Origin of the sequence: Paenibacillus sp. RC73 (assembly GCF_044908085.1) — a bacterium.
Classification (GTDB): domain Bacteria; phylum Bacillota; class Bacilli; order Paenibacillales; family Paenibacillaceae; genus Paenibacillus; species Paenibacillus terrae_A.
The window spans coordinates 583,283-599,273 of sequence record NZ_JBIYCV010000004.1; the positions used below are offsets into that span (position 1 = coordinate 583,283).

Consider the following 15,991-nt stretch of genomic DNA (forward strand, 5'->3'; position numbering starts at 1 on the left):
AGTAAATGGAATGTATGACGTGTCCATTTTCAGAGAAAAGAGACAGTCCAGGGATCTAACACTAAGGGGGAACAGTATCAGCATGAAGAAAATGTTCAGTATGTCTTTGGTTATGCTGCTAGCGATCTCAGTCATTCTCGCAGGCTGCGGTAACAAAAATCAAGGGGCGTCCAACGCAAGTGGCGGAGACGCAGGTGGTTCTGCCAAAACATCGAATGTCCAAATCGGCATGGTTACAGATGTAGGTGGAGTAAATGACAAATCGTTTAACCAATCTGCATGGGAAGCATTGCAAGCCATTGAAAAAGAAACAGGCGCCAAGGCTAAATACTTGCAAAGTAAATCGGATCAAGATTATATTCCTAACCTGAACCAATTTGTTAAGGGCGGTTTTAACCTGACTTGGGGTATTGGTTTTAATCTGGCGAATGCGATTGGACAAGTAGCGAAAGACAATCCTGACAAAAATCTGGCGATCATCGACAGTGTCGTAGATGCGCCTAATGTAAAATCGGTTGTTTTTGCTGAAAATGAAGGTTCCTTCCTGGTGGGGGTTGTAGCTGGTAAACTCACCAAAACAAACAAAATCGGTTTTGTGGGTGGACAAGATAGCCCGCTGATCAAACGTTTTGAAAAAGGCTTCGAAGCGGGTATTAAAGCAGTTAATCCAAATGCAAAATTGGAAGTAAACTACACAGGTGCGTTTGATAAGCCGGATCTGGGTAAAGCAGCGGCTGCAACGATCTACAACAGCGGTGCGGACATTATTTTCCACGCAGCTGGCGGATCAGGTACAGGCGTATTTAACGAAGCGCTCGCACGGAAGCAACAAGGTCAGCAAGTATGGGTTATCGGTGTAGATAAAGACCAATCGCTTGAGTTTGGTGATGACGTAACGTTGACTTCAATGGTCAAACGTGTGGATGAAGCCGTAAAACGCGTATCCCAGGAAGTTATCGATGGTAAATTTAAGGGCGGTATCGAAACGCTGGCTCTGAAAGATAACGGAATTGGCTTGGCGGATACATCCAGTAAAAACGTTCCTAAAGACGTGCTTGATCTCGTAGAACAATACAAGCAAAAAATTATTAAGGGCGAAATTACAGTTCCTTCGAAATAAGATTTGGCTTGCAAGATAAATAAAGGTGGCGACAAGGCTGGTTCACAAGACTAGCCTTGTTCTTACGTCTGGAGTTATACAGATCATAACGGCAAATCAGCTCATTGGAGCACATACTATAAAGTATATAAGGGTGATCTCATGGATGCAGCGACCCCCGTCGTTGAGTTAAAGCAAATTACAAAACGATTCCCCGGCATCGTTGCCAACGACTCCATCAGCATCAAGCTGCATAAGGGAGAAATTCATGCCCTTTTGGGTGAGAATGGTGCGGGTAAATCTACGCTTATGAATATTCTTTTCGGACTGTATCAGCCGGATGAAGGATCGATAGAAATCGGTGGAAAACCAGTACAGATTGATAGCCCAAATAAGGCGATTGATCTGGGTATTGGCATGGTGCATCAGCATTTTAAGCTCGTGCAGCCGTTTACTGTCACCGAAAATATTGTCCTGGGCTCGGAGCCACGCAAAGGTCTGAAAATCAATTATAAAAAGGCTGCCGCCGAAGTACAGCGGTTGTCTGAGCAGTACGGCCTTCAGGTGAATCCGAATGCCAAAATTGAAGATATATCCGTCGGCATGCAGCAGCGTGTGGAAATTATCAAAACGCTCTATCGTGGTGCAGATATCCTGATCTTTGACGAGCCGACAGCGGTACTGACTCCACAGGAAATCATTGAGTTGCTGGACATTATGAAGCGTCTGGTAGCTGAAGGCAAGTCCATTATTCTGATCACTCATAAACTTAAAGAAATCATGCAAATTGCAGATACAGTTACGATTATTCGTCGGGGTCAGGTCATTGATACGGTCAAGACATCGGAAACGACGCCGAATGACCTGGCGGAGAAAATGGTAGGCCGCCGTGTGACCTTTAAAGTGGACAAGCAGCCTGCGAAGCCGGGACAAACCGTTCTTGAAATGAGCAATGTGGTCTCTAAAAACAAGGATGGCATTAGCGTTCTGAATGAGCTGAACCTGCAAGTCAAGGCAGGTGAGATTTTGGGAATCGCTGGAGTGGATGGTAACGGACAGAGTGAGCTGATTGAAGCTTTGACCGGTTTACGCAAGGTCGATGGCGGACACATTCGATTGCTCGGACAAGAGATGACGAATCAGTCGCCACGTAAAATTTCAGAGGCAGGCGTTTCGCATATCCCGGAGGACCGGCATAAGCACGGGTTGGTACTCGATTTTTCCATGAGCGAAAACATGGTCCTGGAGTCCTACTATCAGGCTCCTTACAGTAAAAACGGCTTTCTGAACAAAGAGGCTATTGATAAGCAGGCGAAAAGTCTCATTGAGAAATTTGATGTGAGAACGCCGGATATTCATACCAAGGCGAGAGCATTATCTGGCGGTAATCAGCAAAAGGCAATCATTGCGCGTGAAATAGATAAAAATCCAGACCTTCTCATTGCGGCCCAACCTACACGGGGGCTGGATGTTGGAGCGATTGAATTTGTCCAGCAGCAACTGATTGCCCAGCGGGATCAAGGCAAAGCGGTATTGCTCATTTCTTTTGAACTGGACGAAATTATGAATGTTTCCGACCGAATTGCTGTCATCTATGAGGGCAAGATTGTTGGGGAAGTGCTGCCGGAAGAAACGAATGATCAGGAATTGGGACTGATGATGGCCGGAAGTGCAGTGAAGAAAGGAGTAGAGAATGGCTAACCTATTGAAAATATTTACGAAAGACTCCTTTGTTCTGGCGCTGGTCTCTATTATTTTGGGTCTTCTTCTGGGTGCTGTCGTAATGCTGATTGGCGGCTATGATCCCATTGTGGCGTATTCTGCACTATTTAGCCGTGTGTACGGAGACTCATACAATTTTGGTGAGGCAATCCGTGAGATGACCCCACTGATTTTGACGGGGTTGGCATTTGCTTTTGCTGCCCGTGCCGGATTGTTTAACATCGGCGGCGAAGGTCAATTTCTGGTGGGTATGACGGCTGCTTCGATTGTGGGCATCAAGCTGCATGGACTGCCTGCTATTATTCATGCACCGCTGGCAATCATTGCTGGGGCGGTATTCGGGGGTCTATGGGCTGCAATTGCTGGCTATTTGAAGGCCAAGCGTGGCGTTAATGAGGTTATCACCTGTATTATGATGAACTGGATTGGTCTGTATTTGGCTAACCTGGTGATTAACCAGTTCGCACTCATGGAGGGTGAAAATCGTTCCGTGGATATTCTGCCTTCCGCTTCGATTTCGATTGAATGGCTGTCACAGATGATGGGAAATGCCCGGGTTCATTGGGGGACCGTCATTGCTGTGCTGGCGGCGGTGTTTTTCTATATTTTCATGTGGAAAACCAAGCAGGGCTATGAGCTGCGTGCTGTCGGATTTAATCAGGACGCATCCCGCTATGCAGGTATGAATGTGAATCGCAACATCGTAAAGGCGATGTTCATTAGTGGTGTTTTTGCCGGATTGGCGGGTGCCTTTGAAGTGCTGGGGGTATTCCATTATCAATCTGTCATGGCAGGATCGCCGGGGACCGGCTTTGACGGTATCGCCGTGGCGCTCATCGGGATGAATAATCCGTTCGGTGTGCTGCTTGGCTCTGTTTTGTTCGGAACGCTAACGTATGGTTCTGCGGGGATGAGCTTTAGCGCGGATGTACCGCCCGAAATTATTCGGGTTGTCATCGGCTCGATTATTTTCTTTATTGCAGCCCAGGGAATTGTACGTTGGGTTGTGAAGCCGCTCTACTCCAAGCGGAAGAAAGAGAAGGTGTTGTAAAATGAGTTGGTTAACACTTGGTGAATTAATCCATACAACGCTCGTTTTTGCGACGGCGATTATATTTGCCTCTCTCGGCGGAGTTTTTTCGGAAAAATCCGGTGTAACGAACCTCGGGCTGGAAGGTCTTATGGTGTTCGGGGCGTTTGCGGCGGGTGTAGGCGGATTTTATGCGGAACAAGCAGGGCTGGGGGGAACCTCTGCGGCTTGGGTAGGTGTGCTGTCGGCGGCGGTATTCGGCATTCTGGTTTCGCTGATTCATGCTGTAGCCTCGATTACGTTTAAAGCCGATCAGGTCATTAGCGGGATTGTTATTAACTTTTTGGCGGCAGGCAGTACACTATACATGGTTAAGCTTTTATTTGAGGGTGATGGGGATACTGGGCGAATTCAGGGGTTTAGCGAAATATCCATTCCCTATCTAGTAGATATTCCGATTTTGGGAAAAGCCTTTTTCCAAGCCTATCCAACGACCTATTTGGCCATATTATTAGTCATTATTGGATATTTTACATTGTATAAAACGCCGTTCGGCTTGCGTTTGCGTTCTGTCGGAGAGCATCCGGGCGCTGCGGATACCGTTGGTATCAAGGTAAATCGACTGCGTTATATCGGGGTCATGATCAGCGGTGCGTTGGCTGGTATTGGCGGAGCTACGATCACCTTGACGACGACAAATATGTTTTCGCATAATACGGTATCCGGTCAAGGATATATTGCCATTGCCGCTATGATTTTCGGAAAATGGAATCCGCTCGGCGCTTTTGGCGCAGCTGTGTTTTTTGGCTTTTCTCAGGCCATTCGCAACTATGTGCAGTTATTCGCATGGTCGCAAAGTATTCCCCAGGAAATTATTTTTATGCTGCCGTATCTCCTAACGATTATTGTTCTGGTAGCGGCTGTAGGGCGCTCGCGTGCTCCTGCTGCTTTGGGTCAGCTCTATGATCCAAGCAAGCGCTAATTTTACATGGGCAGCTAAAAGCTGTTTGTCTTGAAATCTGAAAATTGCATTTGTTCGCAAATCCGGTATCTGCATTCGCAGGTACCGGATTTTTTTAGGTTGTGCAGGCATTTAAACATACGCTTCTGGCATGGATGGAATAGACTGTGCTATGCAGATTGGACGAACGCTCGGCCCCTGTCAGCTCCAGTCTGTTTTTGTGGTGGCGGTGAGCTATCAAGGAGCCGTTCAATCTGTCCATCCGTTGAGAAAGAAGGAGGAAATACGATGAAACAGGCAGTGACCAGAAAGCAGGTGGAGAAGCTTGTCGGCAAAGTCATTCTGGCTACTCGCAAGGATGGTTCCCAGGTCAGCGGCAAGCTGATTCGCATTTCGGGTAACCGACTGATTCTTCAACCCAATCGTAAGAAAAAGGTAAAGACGAAGGCGATTATTCCCTTGGTGCTGTTCGACTTGCTTGCCATCGGCACGGCTCCTTATGTTGGTGGATATGGTGGCGGTTATGGCGGTTACGGAGCAGGTTATGGGGGACCGGGATACGGTGGCCCTCAGTACGGCCCATATACAGATGGGGGATACCCCGGAGGTTATCCGTTTTACCCCAATTTATTCTAGGATAATGGAATGATGAGCTGTAGGAGGTACTTTTTCACAATGCCTTTTCAAGTTCATGGCATCGGCTCAGGGAGACGTATCGTAGCATTTGGTACTGGTTGCGCAGATAAAAGCGGATTCCACGGATATTGTCTTCGTCTACCATGACTTTTGCCCGCTTGCAGCGTCGTAGTCGCCCATATTGCTCGGCATGCTCCAGCAGTTTTATTCCGTAGCGCTGGCCTTGATGAGACGAAGAGATTGCGATCAAATCAATATACAGCAGCTCTCCATGCAGCATGACATGAATGAAGCCGACAGGCTGTGCATTATCCGGCCTACAAGCGACAAAAGTGATGCCCCGGTTTAAGCGCCGGGGTAATTCTTTACGAATTTGATCCATTTCTTGTGCGCTTAAATGCGATAGGGGAACAAGCTCTTGCTCGATCAGTCGAAGGATCATGCGGTCATCCTGAGCGCTGCGTTTGCGGATCATAAGCGGGCCTCCTTTTCCACCCTTTTAGCAAGGCAAGACGCAGCTTTGGAGGTGCGCACAGTCTCGCCGTGTGGTCTTTTTTATAATATGCGGATACCTCATGGAAGCGTGCGATTCAGAGGTACCCCGGAGAAAAAACATAAATTTTTATGAAATCTGGGTATTGACTATCCCAGATGGGGGACATATAATGTGTCTAAACATTTGAAAGAATGACATGAACTCAACGGCAATGAAAAGGACGAAGTGATTAGGGCTCTTTTGTTCAGAGAGTGAGGCATTAGCTGCAAGCTTCACCAAAATCCCTTTTTAACGAGCTCACCTTGGAGCTGTTTTCCTGAAAAGTATTTGGGCCCGATGATATTTAGCGGTGCGCTGAATCACCTATTAGGGAAAATCGTATGGTCTACGTTACAGACGCCAGATATGGAGATCCTTTGTGATTTCTGTACCTGCCAAGGTTCGGTATTGCGAAATATCGGGCAAACACGGGTGGTACCACGGAAGCTACAGCCTTTCGTCCCTCAGTAACAGCAAGTCTGTTCTAGGGATGGAAGGTTTTTTTGTTTTTACAAATGTCAGATGTATGTAAATTTTGTGAAGGAGGATGACCAATGAGTGCACAAATTCCTGAAGTTCGGTCAACCGATGAATTACGTGAAAAGTGGATGAAACCTGAAGTGATTACAGGTTCGGAAATTTTGCTCCGTAGCCTGTTGCTGGAGGGAGTAGATTGTGTCTTCGGATACCCTGGTGGTGCAGTGCTTTACATTTATGATGCCATGTACGGCTTTGAGGATTTCAAGCATGTCCTCACCCGTCACGAGCAGGGAGCTATTCATGCGGCAGATGGTTACGCACGTGCCAGCGGTAAAGTCGGCGTCTGTATCGCGACTTCCGGACCTGGAGCAACCAACCTGGTAACCGGCATTGCGACGGCTTTTATGGATTCGGTGCCGTTAGTGGTCATCACGGGTAACGTTGTATCTTCCTTGATCGGCACGGACGCTTTCCAGGAAGCCGATATCACGGGAATCACGATGCCGATTACGAAGCACAGCTATCTGGTAAGAGATGTAGAGGATCTGCCGCGAATCATTCATGAGGCGTTCCATATTGCCAACACGGGTCGCAAGGGTCCGGTACTAATTGATATTCCGAAGGATATATCGGCAGCCCAAACGCTGTTTGTTCCGCAAACGGGACCTGTGACCATGCGAGGTTATAACCCGAAGGTATTACCAAACAAAATTCAGCTAGACAAGCTGACTCAGGCTATTGCTGAAGCGGAACGCCCATTTATTCTGGCAGGTGGCGGGGTTGTATACTCCGGCGGACATGAGGCACTTTACGAGTTTGTTCGCAAAACGGAAATTCCGATTACGACAACATTGCTGGGATTGGGCGGTTTCCCAAGCGGTCATGAACTGTGGACGGGAATGCCGGGGATGCACGGAACGTACACCTCCAATCTGGCGATTCAACAGTCGGATTTGCTAATCTGTATTGGTGCCCGCTTTGATGACCGGGTGACAGGCAAGCTGGACGGCTTTGCTCCTCACGCCAAAATCGTCCATATTGATATCGATCCTGCTGAAATCGGTAAAAACGTACCGACAGACATTCCGATTGTAGGCGATGTGAAAGCGGTACTGGAATTGCTGAATCAGGATGTGAAACGCGCGAATCGAGCGGATGCATGGAGAGCGCAAATTCAACAATGGAAAAATGAGAAGCCTTATTCTTATAAGGATTCGGATACAGTGCTTAAGCCGCAATGGGTTGTCGAGCTGCTGGATGAAACGACCAAAGGCGGCGCAATCGTAACGACGGATGTGGGTCAGCATCAAATGTGGGCGGCGCAGTATTATAAATTCAATCAGCCGCGCTCATGGGTAACATCCGGTGGGCTGGGCACGATGGGATTTGGTTTCCCTTCCGCGATCGGCGCTCAGATGGCGAATCCCGACAGACTGGTTATCTCAATTAACGGAGACGGCGGCATGCAGATGTGTTCGCAGGAGCTGGCCATTTGTGCAATCAATAACATCCCGGTCAAAATCGTAATTATCAACAATCAGGTGCTGGGGATGGTTCGACAATGGCAGGAATTGATCTATGACAATCGCTATAGCCATATTGATCTGGCCGGAAGCCCGGATTTTGTGAAACTGGCTGAGGCATACGGCGTAAAAGGACTGCGTGCTACGAATAAGGAAGAGGCACGTCGGGCTTGGCAGGAGGCGCTTGATACACCCGGACCGGTCGTTGTCGAGTTTGTGGTCAACAAGGAAGAGAATGTATATCCGATGGTGACGCAAGGTTCGACGATTGATCAAATGCTGATGGGGGACGAGTAAAATGACGATTAAAAATACCATTGCTGTACTGGTAAATGATCATCCCGGCGTTTTGCAGCGTGTGTCCGGCCTGTTCGGTCGCCGTGGCTTTAACATTGAGAGCATTACCGTGGGTCAATCGGAGGAAGCTGGATTATCCCGTATGGTCATTGTGACCATAGGAGATGAGAACAATCTGGAGCAGATTGAAAAGCAGCTTTACAAGCTGGTTGATGTAATCAAGGTTATTGATCTTAGCTCCAAGCCAATGGTTGCGCGGGAATTGGCGATGATTAAGGTGAAAGCAGAACCACCTCAGCGGCCAGAAATTATGGGTGTCGTGGAAACGTTCAGAGCAGCAGTAGTTGATGTTGGAACGACGAGCTTGATTGTTCAGGTCATTGGCGATACCGAAAAAATTGATGCTATGATCGAGTTGTTGAAGCCCTACGGTATTCGTGAGCTGACCCGAACCGGGGTTACGGCCATGATACGTGGCAATGCTTAATACGGAGCTTTAACGAATTACCGCTTATAGCGCATTACATCAATAAAGAACCGCCCGCATAAGAGCGGGGGCTCGAAGAGATTTTCAAATTTTGGTAACGAGGCAGAGTCTCTTGGAGTACCCGCTCATTATGAAGGGTCCAATTAAAAGGAGGAAATTAACCATGGCAGTTACAACGTACTACGAAAAAGATGCAGAGCTCAGCGTATTGAAAGGAAAAACAGTTGCCGTTATCGGTTACGGTAGCCAAGGACATGCTCAAGCACAAAACTTGCGTGATAGTGGTCTGAATGTTGTTATCGGTTTGCGTGAAGGCAAATCGGCAGATGTTGCAAGAAACGACGGTTTTGAAGTTCTGAACGTGGCTGATGCAACAAGCCGTGCAGATGTGGTCCAAATTTTGTTGCCGGATGAAACACAAGCTTCTGTGTACAAAAATGAAATTGAACCTAACCTGAAAAAAGGCGCAGCTCTTTTATTCTCCCATGGTTTCAACGTTCATTTCGGACAAATTGTTGCTCCTAAAGATAGCGATGTACTGCTGGTTGCTCCAAAATCCCCAGGTCATATGGTACGTCGTACCTATGTAGAAGGTTTTGGCGTACCGGGTCTGATCGCAATCGAGCAGGATGCAACGGGTCAAGCGAAAGAAATCGGTCTTGCATATGCCAAAGGTATTGGCTGTACACGTGCAGGCGTGATCGAAACCTCCTTCCGTGAAGAAACGGAAACGGATCTGTTCGGTGAGCAAGCGGTATTGTGTGGCGGCGTGAGCGCACTCGTAAAAGCGGGCTTTGAAACGCTGACTGAAGCAGGATATGCTCCTGAGATGGCTTACTTCGAATGCTTGCATGAGCTTAAGCTGATCGTTGACCTGATGTATGAAGGCGGATTGGCAACAATGCGGGATTCTATCAGTAACACAGCGGAATATGGCGACTATGTAACTGGACCACGTATCGTAACAGAAGATACGAAGAAAGCAATGAAAGACGTATTGACAGACATTCAACAAGGTAAATTTGCTCGTGACTTTATCCTTGAAAATCAATCCGGACGTGCATTCCTGACGGCTACTCGCCGTAATGAAGCTAACCATCCGATTGAAGTGGTGGGCGGACAATTGCGCGAAATGATGCACTGGATCAAAAAATAAGATCTTTTTGTACAACGAGTTCGACAATATGATTCATTCATAATGTAATCTTACAATGCGGCCCTGCTTATTGCGTGAGCCGCATTGTAATTTAATGCTTCTATCCTGAGGGAGGTGTGTTAGGTTGCGCAAAATATATATATTTGACACAACGTTGAGAGACGGAGAACAGTCACCTGGTGTGAACTTGAATACCCGTGAGAAAGTAGAGATCGCCTACCAGTTGGAGAAACTGGGAATTGACCGTATGGAAGCTGGCTTTCCGGCTGCTTCTCCGGGTGACCTGGCTGCTGTCAATGCAGTCGCCAAGGCTGTCAAAAATTCAACGGTTATTGGTCTTTCACGTGCGAGGGAACAAGATATTGATGCGGTCCGCGAGGCACTTAAGGGAGCTCAGGACCCATGTATCCATATCTTTTTGGCAACCTCTCCGATTCACCGTCAGCATAAGCTGCGGATGGAGAAGGCACAGGTATTGGAAACCGCTCGTTCAGCCATTCGTTACGGGTTAAAATATTTGCCAAAGGTAGAGTTTTCTCTGGAGGATGCAGGTCGTACAGAGCTTGATTTTGTGGTGGAAATGGTCACCATGGCTGTACAGGAAGGCGCGTCTGTCGTCAATATTCCGGATACCGTGGGTTACTTGACACCTTATGAATACGGCAACATTTTCAAGCATATTAAGGAAAATGTGGTTGATGTGGAAAAGGTTCAACTGAGCGCACATTGCCACAACGACCTGGGAATGGCTACGGCCAATACACTGGCTGCGATCCTGAACGGGGCGGATCAGATTGAGGGCACCATTAACGGTATCGGTGAACGCGCCGGAAATACCGCTATTGAGGAAATTGCAATGGCGCTGGAGACGAGACAGGAATTTTTCCAGGCCAAAACGTCTCTGCAACTGTCCGAGATCGCACGTACGAGCCGGTTGGTCAGCCGCCTGACGGGCATGGTTGTGCCGGGCAACAAGGCGATTGTTGGAGCGAATGCTTTTGCACATGAATCGGGTATTCACCAGGATGGCATGTTGAAGGAAAAAACGACCTACGAAATCATGACGCCGGAAAGTATTGGTTTGAAGGAGAGCAAGCTGGTACTGGGCAAGCATTCCGGTCGCCATGCTTTCCGCGAACGTTTGATCGAGCTGGGCTACGAATTGAGCGAAGAGGAGCTGAACCGCTCTTTCGGACAGTTCAAGGATTTGGCTGATAGGAAGAAAGAAGTATCGGATGATGATATCCTGGCGCTACTGGAAGAAAAACTGGCCGATTCACCGGAAGTCTTCAAGCTGGAAACGATTTTCGTAACCTATGGCAACGAGGCTACACCTTCCGCCAAGGTACGTTTGGTTACCGACGAGGGTCAGGTTATTGAGACGGAAGCTGAAGGGAACGGCTCGGTCGATGCGATTTACAATGCGATTGACCAAGCCAGCAGCGAGGTAGTCGTTCTTTCGGATTACTCGATCAAGTCTGTTACCCAAGGTAAGGATGCTCTGGGTGAAGTGCATGTCGTGTTGACCCAAAACGATCTGTCTGTACAGGGACGTGGGGTAAGCACTGACATTCTGGAAGCAAGTGCCCGCGCTTATGTGGATGCATTGAATGGCTTGATCGACAAGCGTAAAAACTACAGCAATCGTGTAGATTACAAGTCCTAATGGTTGCGAATCAAGCAATTTGGAGTTTACAGGATCGGGTATTTCCGGTCCTGTTTTGTTTTGTCTTACTACAGCTTTTCAGCTTATAGGCTAATCCTATTAAATTGATAGATTCTATATCTTGGTCAAAGCCCTGTCATGTATGTTACAAAGAAGGTATGAATAATACGCCCGTAAGGCTGTAAAACAAGAGGAGTGTACGTGATGGCAGACGTGAAAAAGATTGCGGTAATAGCCGGGGACGGAATTGGACCGGAAGTGGTCGCTGAGGCAGAGAAAATTTTGAAGCGTACGGAGGAAGTGTTTGGCCATTCATTTGAAACGGAGCATGCACTGTTCGGTGGAATTGCCATTGATGAGAAGGGTACACCATTGCCGCAAGAAACGCTGGCTGTCTGCCAATCTGCAGATGCCGTACTGTTGGGAGCCGTAGGTGGTCCCAAGTGGGATAACAATCCGAAGGAGCTTCGCCCTGAAACAGGATTGCTGGGTATACGCAAAGAGCTGGGACTGTTCTCGAATCTTCGTCCGGCTGTCGTCTTCGACTGTCTCAAGGACGCATCGACACTGAAACCTGAAGTGCTGGAAGGAACGGATCTGATCGTTGTGCGCGAGCTGACGGGCGGCATCTACTTCGGTGAGAAGTTCAGACGTGAAAGCCCGCAGGGTGAGGAAGCTGTCGATACATGTGCATATAATGTAATGGAAGTGGAGCGCATTGTTCGCCAATCTTTCGAGATTGCACAAAAGCGTCGCAAAAAGCTCGCATCGGTGGACAAGGCCAACGTGCTGGAAACTTCCCGTTTGTGGCGTGAAGTGGTTAACCGGGTCGCAGTAGACTATCCGGATGTTGAACTGGAGCATGTGCTGGTTGATAACTGCGCAATGCAATTGCTGCGTCGGCCGTCCAGCTTTGACGTCATCGTGACGGAAAATATGTTCGGCGATATCCTTAGTGACGAAGCGGCTATGCTGACCGGGTCCATCGGTATGCTGTCCTCCGCTTCTCTCGGGGAAGGCAGCTTCGGTCTGTACGAGCCGGTCCACGGCTCGGCACCGGACATTGCGGGTCAAGGACTGGCCAACCCGATTGCAACCATCCTGTCCGTTGCTTTAATGTTCCGTATGACCTTCGGATATGAGAAAGCTGCTGATGCCATTGAGAAGGCGGTAGCTGAGGTACTGGATGCCGGACATCGCACAGCCGATATCGCGGTGGATAAATCCAAGGCCATCTCGACAACTCGAATGGGCGATCTGATCGCAGCGGCTATTCGATAAAAGCTTAGAGGCTTCCTTAAAACAAGGTAGCTGATTATACAGCAAGTGCATGATGATACAGCAGCTCCTGAGCCATCAGGGGCTGCTGTTATATCCGGAAGTGTACAACCTGGTGAATGTGTATAAATTGTGAATTTTCAAAACCTAGTTTAAAATAATTCTAAAAAAGTAATGGTTACAATATTGACTTTGATTTCTGCGAATGATAACATTTATCAAGTAGGTTGTTTTAATACAATACAGATGATTGAGGAAAACACATTTGATGTTTTTCTTACATGAGGAGTTTTCAAAATCCTTACATATTTTAAAAGGAGGATTTCATATTATGGCAGAAAGATTGGTAGGAAGACCCGCACCTGATTTTGCATTGGAAACAGTGACTGGGGACGGTCAAGAATTTGGTTCGGTGAAGCTTTCCGATTACCGTGGCAAATGGCTCGTGTTCTTCTTCTATCCACTGGATTTCACTTTTGTGTGCCCAACAGAAATCACAGCATTGAGCGATGCTGCTGACCAATTTAAAGAGCTGGATACTGAAATTCTGGGTATCAGTGTAGACTCCGTACACAGCCACAAAGCATGGATCAACACAGCAAAAGAAAACAATGGATTGGGCAAACTGAACTTCCCGTTGGCTTCTGATATCACGAAAAAAACAGCAAGCGATTATGGCGTTCTGATCGAAGAAGAAGGAGTTGCATTGCGCGGTTTGTTCATCATTGATCCTGAAGGCGAATTGAAATATCAAGTGGTTAACCACAACGACGTAGGTCGTAGTGTAGAAGAAACATTGCGTGTACTGCAAGCTTTGCAATCTGGCGGCTTGTGCGCAATGAACTGGAAACCAGGCGACAAGAACCTGTAATACAAACTTCAGAAGAAGTTGAGCATTAAACTTGCAAGCCCCCAACAAGCGGTTTTTTACCGACATTGGGGGCTTGCTTGCCTATGTTATGCAGGAAAAGATTTTATAATTATGTGTGTTTGAAGTGAACAGTATAGGGTGAAATAAGAAATAATTGTGGAAATGTTACTGTGTTTTGGAGGAATTTCGACTGGTGAAAGCGAATAAGGTAACATAGAGGATAAACAAGGCGGAACAGGTTTTGTTCAGAGGAGGCTGAGCCCGGATGAGTTATTGCTGTGGAGCAAGCATGGTAGGAACCAAGGGAACGCTGAAGCATTACCGCACCCAAGTTCATAATGTTCCTTTGCTGTTTTGCCCAGTATGTCGTCGCATTGAGGTCCATTATAAAGTCGAGAATGAGTATGAAATTTTGGCGGAGTATGCACATGGAGACGGGGCAAGCGAGATTGATTTTCAGGACTACGTCATGGAAGATGATGATACGATATTTGAGAATTGTGTGAATCGAGAGAGTGAAGATGCGTTTGAAATTGTGAAGCGTCAAATTGACATGTCTCTGGATTTATTGATGGTAGCAAAACAGATGAACGATGAAAAATGGCAGGGAGAGCTCAAGAGAAGACTGGCTGTTATGAGCCAGAGACGCTCTCGGCTTCAGCATAATAAGAGCGGCAGTTGACATCCTACACACCAAAGAAGCTCTCACACCTAGAGAGCTTCTTTGGTGTGTAGGATGCTTATTCCTAACTTATTATTTCGTTTTTGGTAATGTTGCGCAGATATTATGACGAAAGAAAACAGGATAAAAATGTGAATTCGACACTTTTTCCGATTGACTGGAATCCTAAGTCTTGTCTATCATAAAATTAGACTCTCAATTGGAAAGAGATGACCAGGATTTTCTGAATCTGTTTTCTAACCGTTGAAGGGTAGTCGATAGATGATGTCTTTCTCTTCTTCAAAAAATGTTAAGCGTCCGATACGGCCAGTTTATCATTCCGAAACAAGGGGGAAGCCTGGCATGATCAGTGAATTCCAAGAAGCCTTGCTTGATACCGTGGGAGCTTGTCCTTCCACTCAGATCGCCAATAACAAGTATGAAAATGTTCTGGAGAACCTGGATAGTGGTATCATGCTGTTTGACAGTGACGGTGTACTGACCTTTATTAACGTGCAAATGGCCAAACTGCTGGAACTGCCGCGTAGTTCGCTGGCAGGCCGCAACTTGATGCAAATTTTGCATCATCCCGAGTTAAGCCGATTTAAGAAGAAGAAAATTATGCGGATATACAAAGAGACCATCTTTCATAGAAAGCGCTATCATGAGCTAATTGATGAATATAGTCGGCATTGGTTGATTACGGTGACCTACGGGGATCAGATGGATGGCGATTTTTTGTTCAGTGTCAAGGATGTGTCGGATTATAAGCAAATTGAGCAGACGGCGTATCAAAATGACAAGCTCGCGATGTTAGGCCGCATTTCCGCCTCGATTGCTCATGAAATCCGTAACCCGCTTACCGCTATTCGGGGCTTTATTCAATTACTGCGGCCGCATCTGGTGGAGCTGGGAAGAGATGAGTATGCTCGTATAATATTGACAGAGATAGATCGTGCGAACGACATTATTTATGAGTTTCTGAATTCGTCCAAGCCTTCAGCTCCGCAAAAAACAGCCGTACCTGTGATGGGTCTGCTGAAAGAGGTTGTGATGCTGACCGAAAGCGAGGCGCTGATGAAGGGTTGTCAAATTGCACTGGATGAAAATAGTACGATCATGAAGGTTTCGATTGATGTAAAGCAGATTAAGCAGGTCATTCTCAATATGATCAAAAATGCAATGGATGCCATCGAAGGTATCAGAGAGGACCGTAAGGGATGCATTGATATCCATACAGTGCTGGAAGGCTCGTATGTCCATATTTGCATTGAAGATAACGGTTTGGGAATGGATCACAATACATTATCACGTTTATTTGATCCATTTTTTACAACGAAAGAAAGTGGTACCGGCTTGGGACTGGCAGTGAGCTATCGGATCATCAAAAATCACGGGGGCTTTATTCATGTAGACAGTACACATGGAAAGGGGACACAGTTTAAAATCACGCTTCCTGTAGTTTAGTGTTCTGGGACTTTCACAAGGGATGTAGTAGGTACTGATTCTTTTGTGTTGTACAGAACTGGGGCATAGGTATCACTCATTTGAAAAAGACCGGATAGAGCGCATTATCTGAAGAGATGATG

15 protein-coding genes are annotated in these 15,991 nt (G+C 47.0%); 13 read left to right on the forward strand and 2 right to left on the reverse strand.

Translation table 11 applies throughout. From position 1 onward, the window contains the following. Positions 1 to 82 precede the first annotated feature (82 nt). The 4 genes from ABH897_RS12780 (at position 83) to ABH897_RS12795 (ending at position 4,833) form a co-directional block, all read left to right on the forward strand. The gene (locus tag ABH897_RS12780; protein WP_283655214.1) at positions 83 to 1,120 is read left to right on the forward strand and encodes a BMP family lipoprotein; all 1,038 of its coding nucleotides are present in this window, start codon (positions 83 to 85) and stop codon (positions 1,118 to 1,120) included. A 141-nt stretch (positions 1,121 to 1,261) separates the two neighbouring features. Then, positions 1,262 to 2,800, forward strand: a complete 1,539-nt coding sequence (locus tag ABH897_RS12785) for an ABC transporter ATP-binding protein (RefSeq protein ID WP_283655215.1) — start codon at positions 1,262 to 1,264, stop codon at positions 2,798 to 2,800. Continuing rightward, complete coding sequence (locus tag ABH897_RS12790) at positions 2,793 to 3,872, forward strand: ABC transporter permease (RefSeq protein ID WP_283655216.1); 1,080 nt, start codon at positions 2,793 to 2,795, stop codon at positions 3,870 to 3,872. The genes ABH897_RS12785 and ABH897_RS12790 overlap by 8 nt, the downstream gene beginning before the upstream one ends. Position 3,873: 1 nt before the next feature. Beyond that, complete coding sequence (locus tag ABH897_RS12795; protein ID WP_283655217.1) at positions 3,874 to 4,833, forward strand: ABC transporter permease; 960 nt, start codon at positions 3,874 to 3,876, stop codon at positions 4,831 to 4,833. A gap of 94 nt (positions 4,834 to 4,927) precedes the next feature. Here the strand turns inward: ABH897_RS12795 and ABH897_RS12800 are convergent, their stop codons facing one another. Further along, on the reverse strand, positions 4,928 to 5,074 hold the full coding sequence (locus ABH897_RS12800) for a hypothetical protein (RefSeq protein WP_404580826.1): 147 nt from the start codon (positions 5,072 to 5,074) through the stop codon (positions 4,928 to 4,930). A gap of 26 nt (positions 5,075 to 5,100) precedes the next feature. On the opposite strand from ABH897_RS12800, the gene ABH897_RS12805 reads away from it, so the two are divergent. After that, positions 5,101 to 5,448, forward strand: a complete 348-nt coding sequence (locus tag ABH897_RS12805; protein ID WP_283655218.1) for a hypothetical protein — start codon at positions 5,101 to 5,103, stop codon at positions 5,446 to 5,448. Positions 5,449 to 5,482: 34 nt separating this feature from the next. Here ABH897_RS12805 and ABH897_RS12810 read toward each other — a convergent pair whose 3' ends face one another. After that, on the reverse strand, positions 5,483 to 5,923 hold the full coding sequence (locus ABH897_RS12810; protein ID WP_044646666.1) for a GNAT family N-acetyltransferase: 441 nt from the start codon (positions 5,921 to 5,923) through the stop codon (positions 5,483 to 5,485). Positions 5,924 to 6,537: 614 nt separating this feature from the next. Here ABH897_RS12810 and ilvB point away from each other — a divergent pair. The 8 genes from ilvB (at position 6,538) to ABH897_RS12850 (ending at position 15,869) form a co-directional block, all read left to right on the forward strand. Beyond that, positions 6,538 to 8,283, forward strand: a complete 1,746-nt coding sequence (ilvB, locus tag ABH897_RS12815) for a biosynthetic-type acetolactate synthase large subunit (protein WP_283655219.1) — start codon at positions 6,538 to 6,540, stop codon at positions 8,281 to 8,283. A 1-nt stretch (position 8,284) separates the two neighbouring features. Beyond that, positions 8,285 to 8,770 (forward strand): acetolactate synthase small subunit, encoded by a 486-nt coding sequence (gene ilvN / locus ABH897_RS12820; RefSeq protein WP_283655220.1) that lies wholly within the window; start codon positions 8,285 to 8,287, stop codon positions 8,768 to 8,770. A 163-nt stretch (positions 8,771 to 8,933) separates the two neighbouring features. Then, entirely contained in the window at positions 8,934 to 9,926 is a 993-nt protein-coding gene (ilvC, locus tag ABH897_RS12825) for a ketol-acid reductoisomerase (RefSeq protein ID WP_014280566.1), read from the forward strand. A 124-nt stretch (positions 9,927 to 10,050) separates the two neighbouring features. Then, positions 10,051 to 11,592, forward strand: coding sequence for a 2-isopropylmalate synthase (locus ABH897_RS12830; RefSeq protein ID WP_044646663.1), 1,542 nt, complete (start codon positions 10,051 to 10,053; stop codon positions 11,590 to 11,592). 204 nt (positions 11,593 to 11,796) lie between these two features. Continuing rightward, positions 11,797 to 12,873 (forward strand): 3-isopropylmalate dehydrogenase, encoded by a 1,077-nt coding sequence (leuB, locus tag ABH897_RS12835; RefSeq protein ID WP_283655221.1) that lies wholly within the window; start codon positions 11,797 to 11,799, stop codon positions 12,871 to 12,873. Between the two features lie 328 nt (positions 12,874 to 13,201). Next, on the forward strand, positions 13,202 to 13,741 hold the full coding sequence (locus tag ABH897_RS12840) for a peroxiredoxin (protein WP_014280569.1): 540 nt from the start codon (positions 13,202 to 13,204) through the stop codon (positions 13,739 to 13,741). A gap of 265 nt (positions 13,742 to 14,006) precedes the next feature. Further along, positions 14,007 to 14,423 (forward strand): hypothetical protein, encoded by a 417-nt coding sequence (locus tag ABH897_RS12845; protein WP_007429530.1) that lies wholly within the window; start codon positions 14,007 to 14,009, stop codon positions 14,421 to 14,423. A 342-nt stretch (positions 14,424 to 14,765) separates the two neighbouring features. Then, complete coding sequence (locus ABH897_RS12850) at positions 14,766 to 15,869, forward strand: ATP-binding protein (protein WP_283655222.1); 1,104 nt, start codon at positions 14,766 to 14,768, stop codon at positions 15,867 to 15,869. Positions 15,870 to 15,991: the final 122 nt, after the last annotated feature.

Coding starts and splice junctions, on each gene's coding strand:
- ilvB (WP_283655219.1), top strand. CDS start 6,538: ATGAGTGCACAAATTCCTGAAGTTCGGTCAACCGATGAATTACGTGAA.
- ABH897_RS12845 (WP_007429530.1), top strand. CDS start 14,007: ATGAGTTATTGCTGTGGAGCAAGCATGGTAGGAACCAAGGGAACGCTG.
- ABH897_RS12850 (WP_283655222.1), top strand. CDS start 14,766: ATGATCAGTGAATTCCAAGAAGCCTTGCTTGATACCGTGGGAGCTTGT.
- ABH897_RS12810 (WP_044646666.1), bottom strand. CDS start 5,923: ATGATCCGCAAACGCAGCGCTCAGGATGACCGCATGATCCTTCGACTG.
- ABH897_RS12805 (WP_283655218.1), top strand. CDS start 5,101: ATGAAACAGGCAGTGACCAGAAAGCAGGTGGAGAAGCTTGTCGGCAAA.
- ABH897_RS12800 (WP_404580826.1), bottom strand. CDS start 5,074: ATGGACAGATTGAACGGCTCCTTGATAGCTCACCGCCACCACAAAAAC.
- ilvN (WP_283655220.1), top strand. CDS start 8,285: ATGACGATTAAAAATACCATTGCTGTACTGGTAAATGATCATCCCGGC.
- ABH897_RS12795 (WP_283655217.1), top strand. CDS start 3,874: ATGAGTTGGTTAACACTTGGTGAATTAATCCATACAACGCTCGTTTTT.
- ABH897_RS12790 (WP_283655216.1), top strand. CDS start 2,793: ATGGCTAACCTATTGAAAATATTTACGAAAGACTCCTTTGTTCTGGCG.
- ABH897_RS12780 (WP_283655214.1), top strand. CDS start 83: ATGAAGAAAATGTTCAGTATGTCTTTGGTTATGCTGCTAGCGATCTCA.
- ilvC (WP_014280566.1), top strand. CDS start 8,934: ATGGCAGTTACAACGTACTACGAAAAAGATGCAGAGCTCAGCGTATTG.
- ABH897_RS12840 (WP_014280569.1), top strand. CDS start 13,202: ATGGCAGAAAGATTGGTAGGAAGACCCGCACCTGATTTTGCATTGGAA.
- ABH897_RS12785 (WP_283655215.1), top strand. CDS start 1,262: ATGGATGCAGCGACCCCCGTCGTTGAGTTAAAGCAAATTACAAAACGA.
- leuB (WP_283655221.1), top strand. CDS start 11,797: ATGGCAGACGTGAAAAAGATTGCGGTAATAGCCGGGGACGGAATTGGA.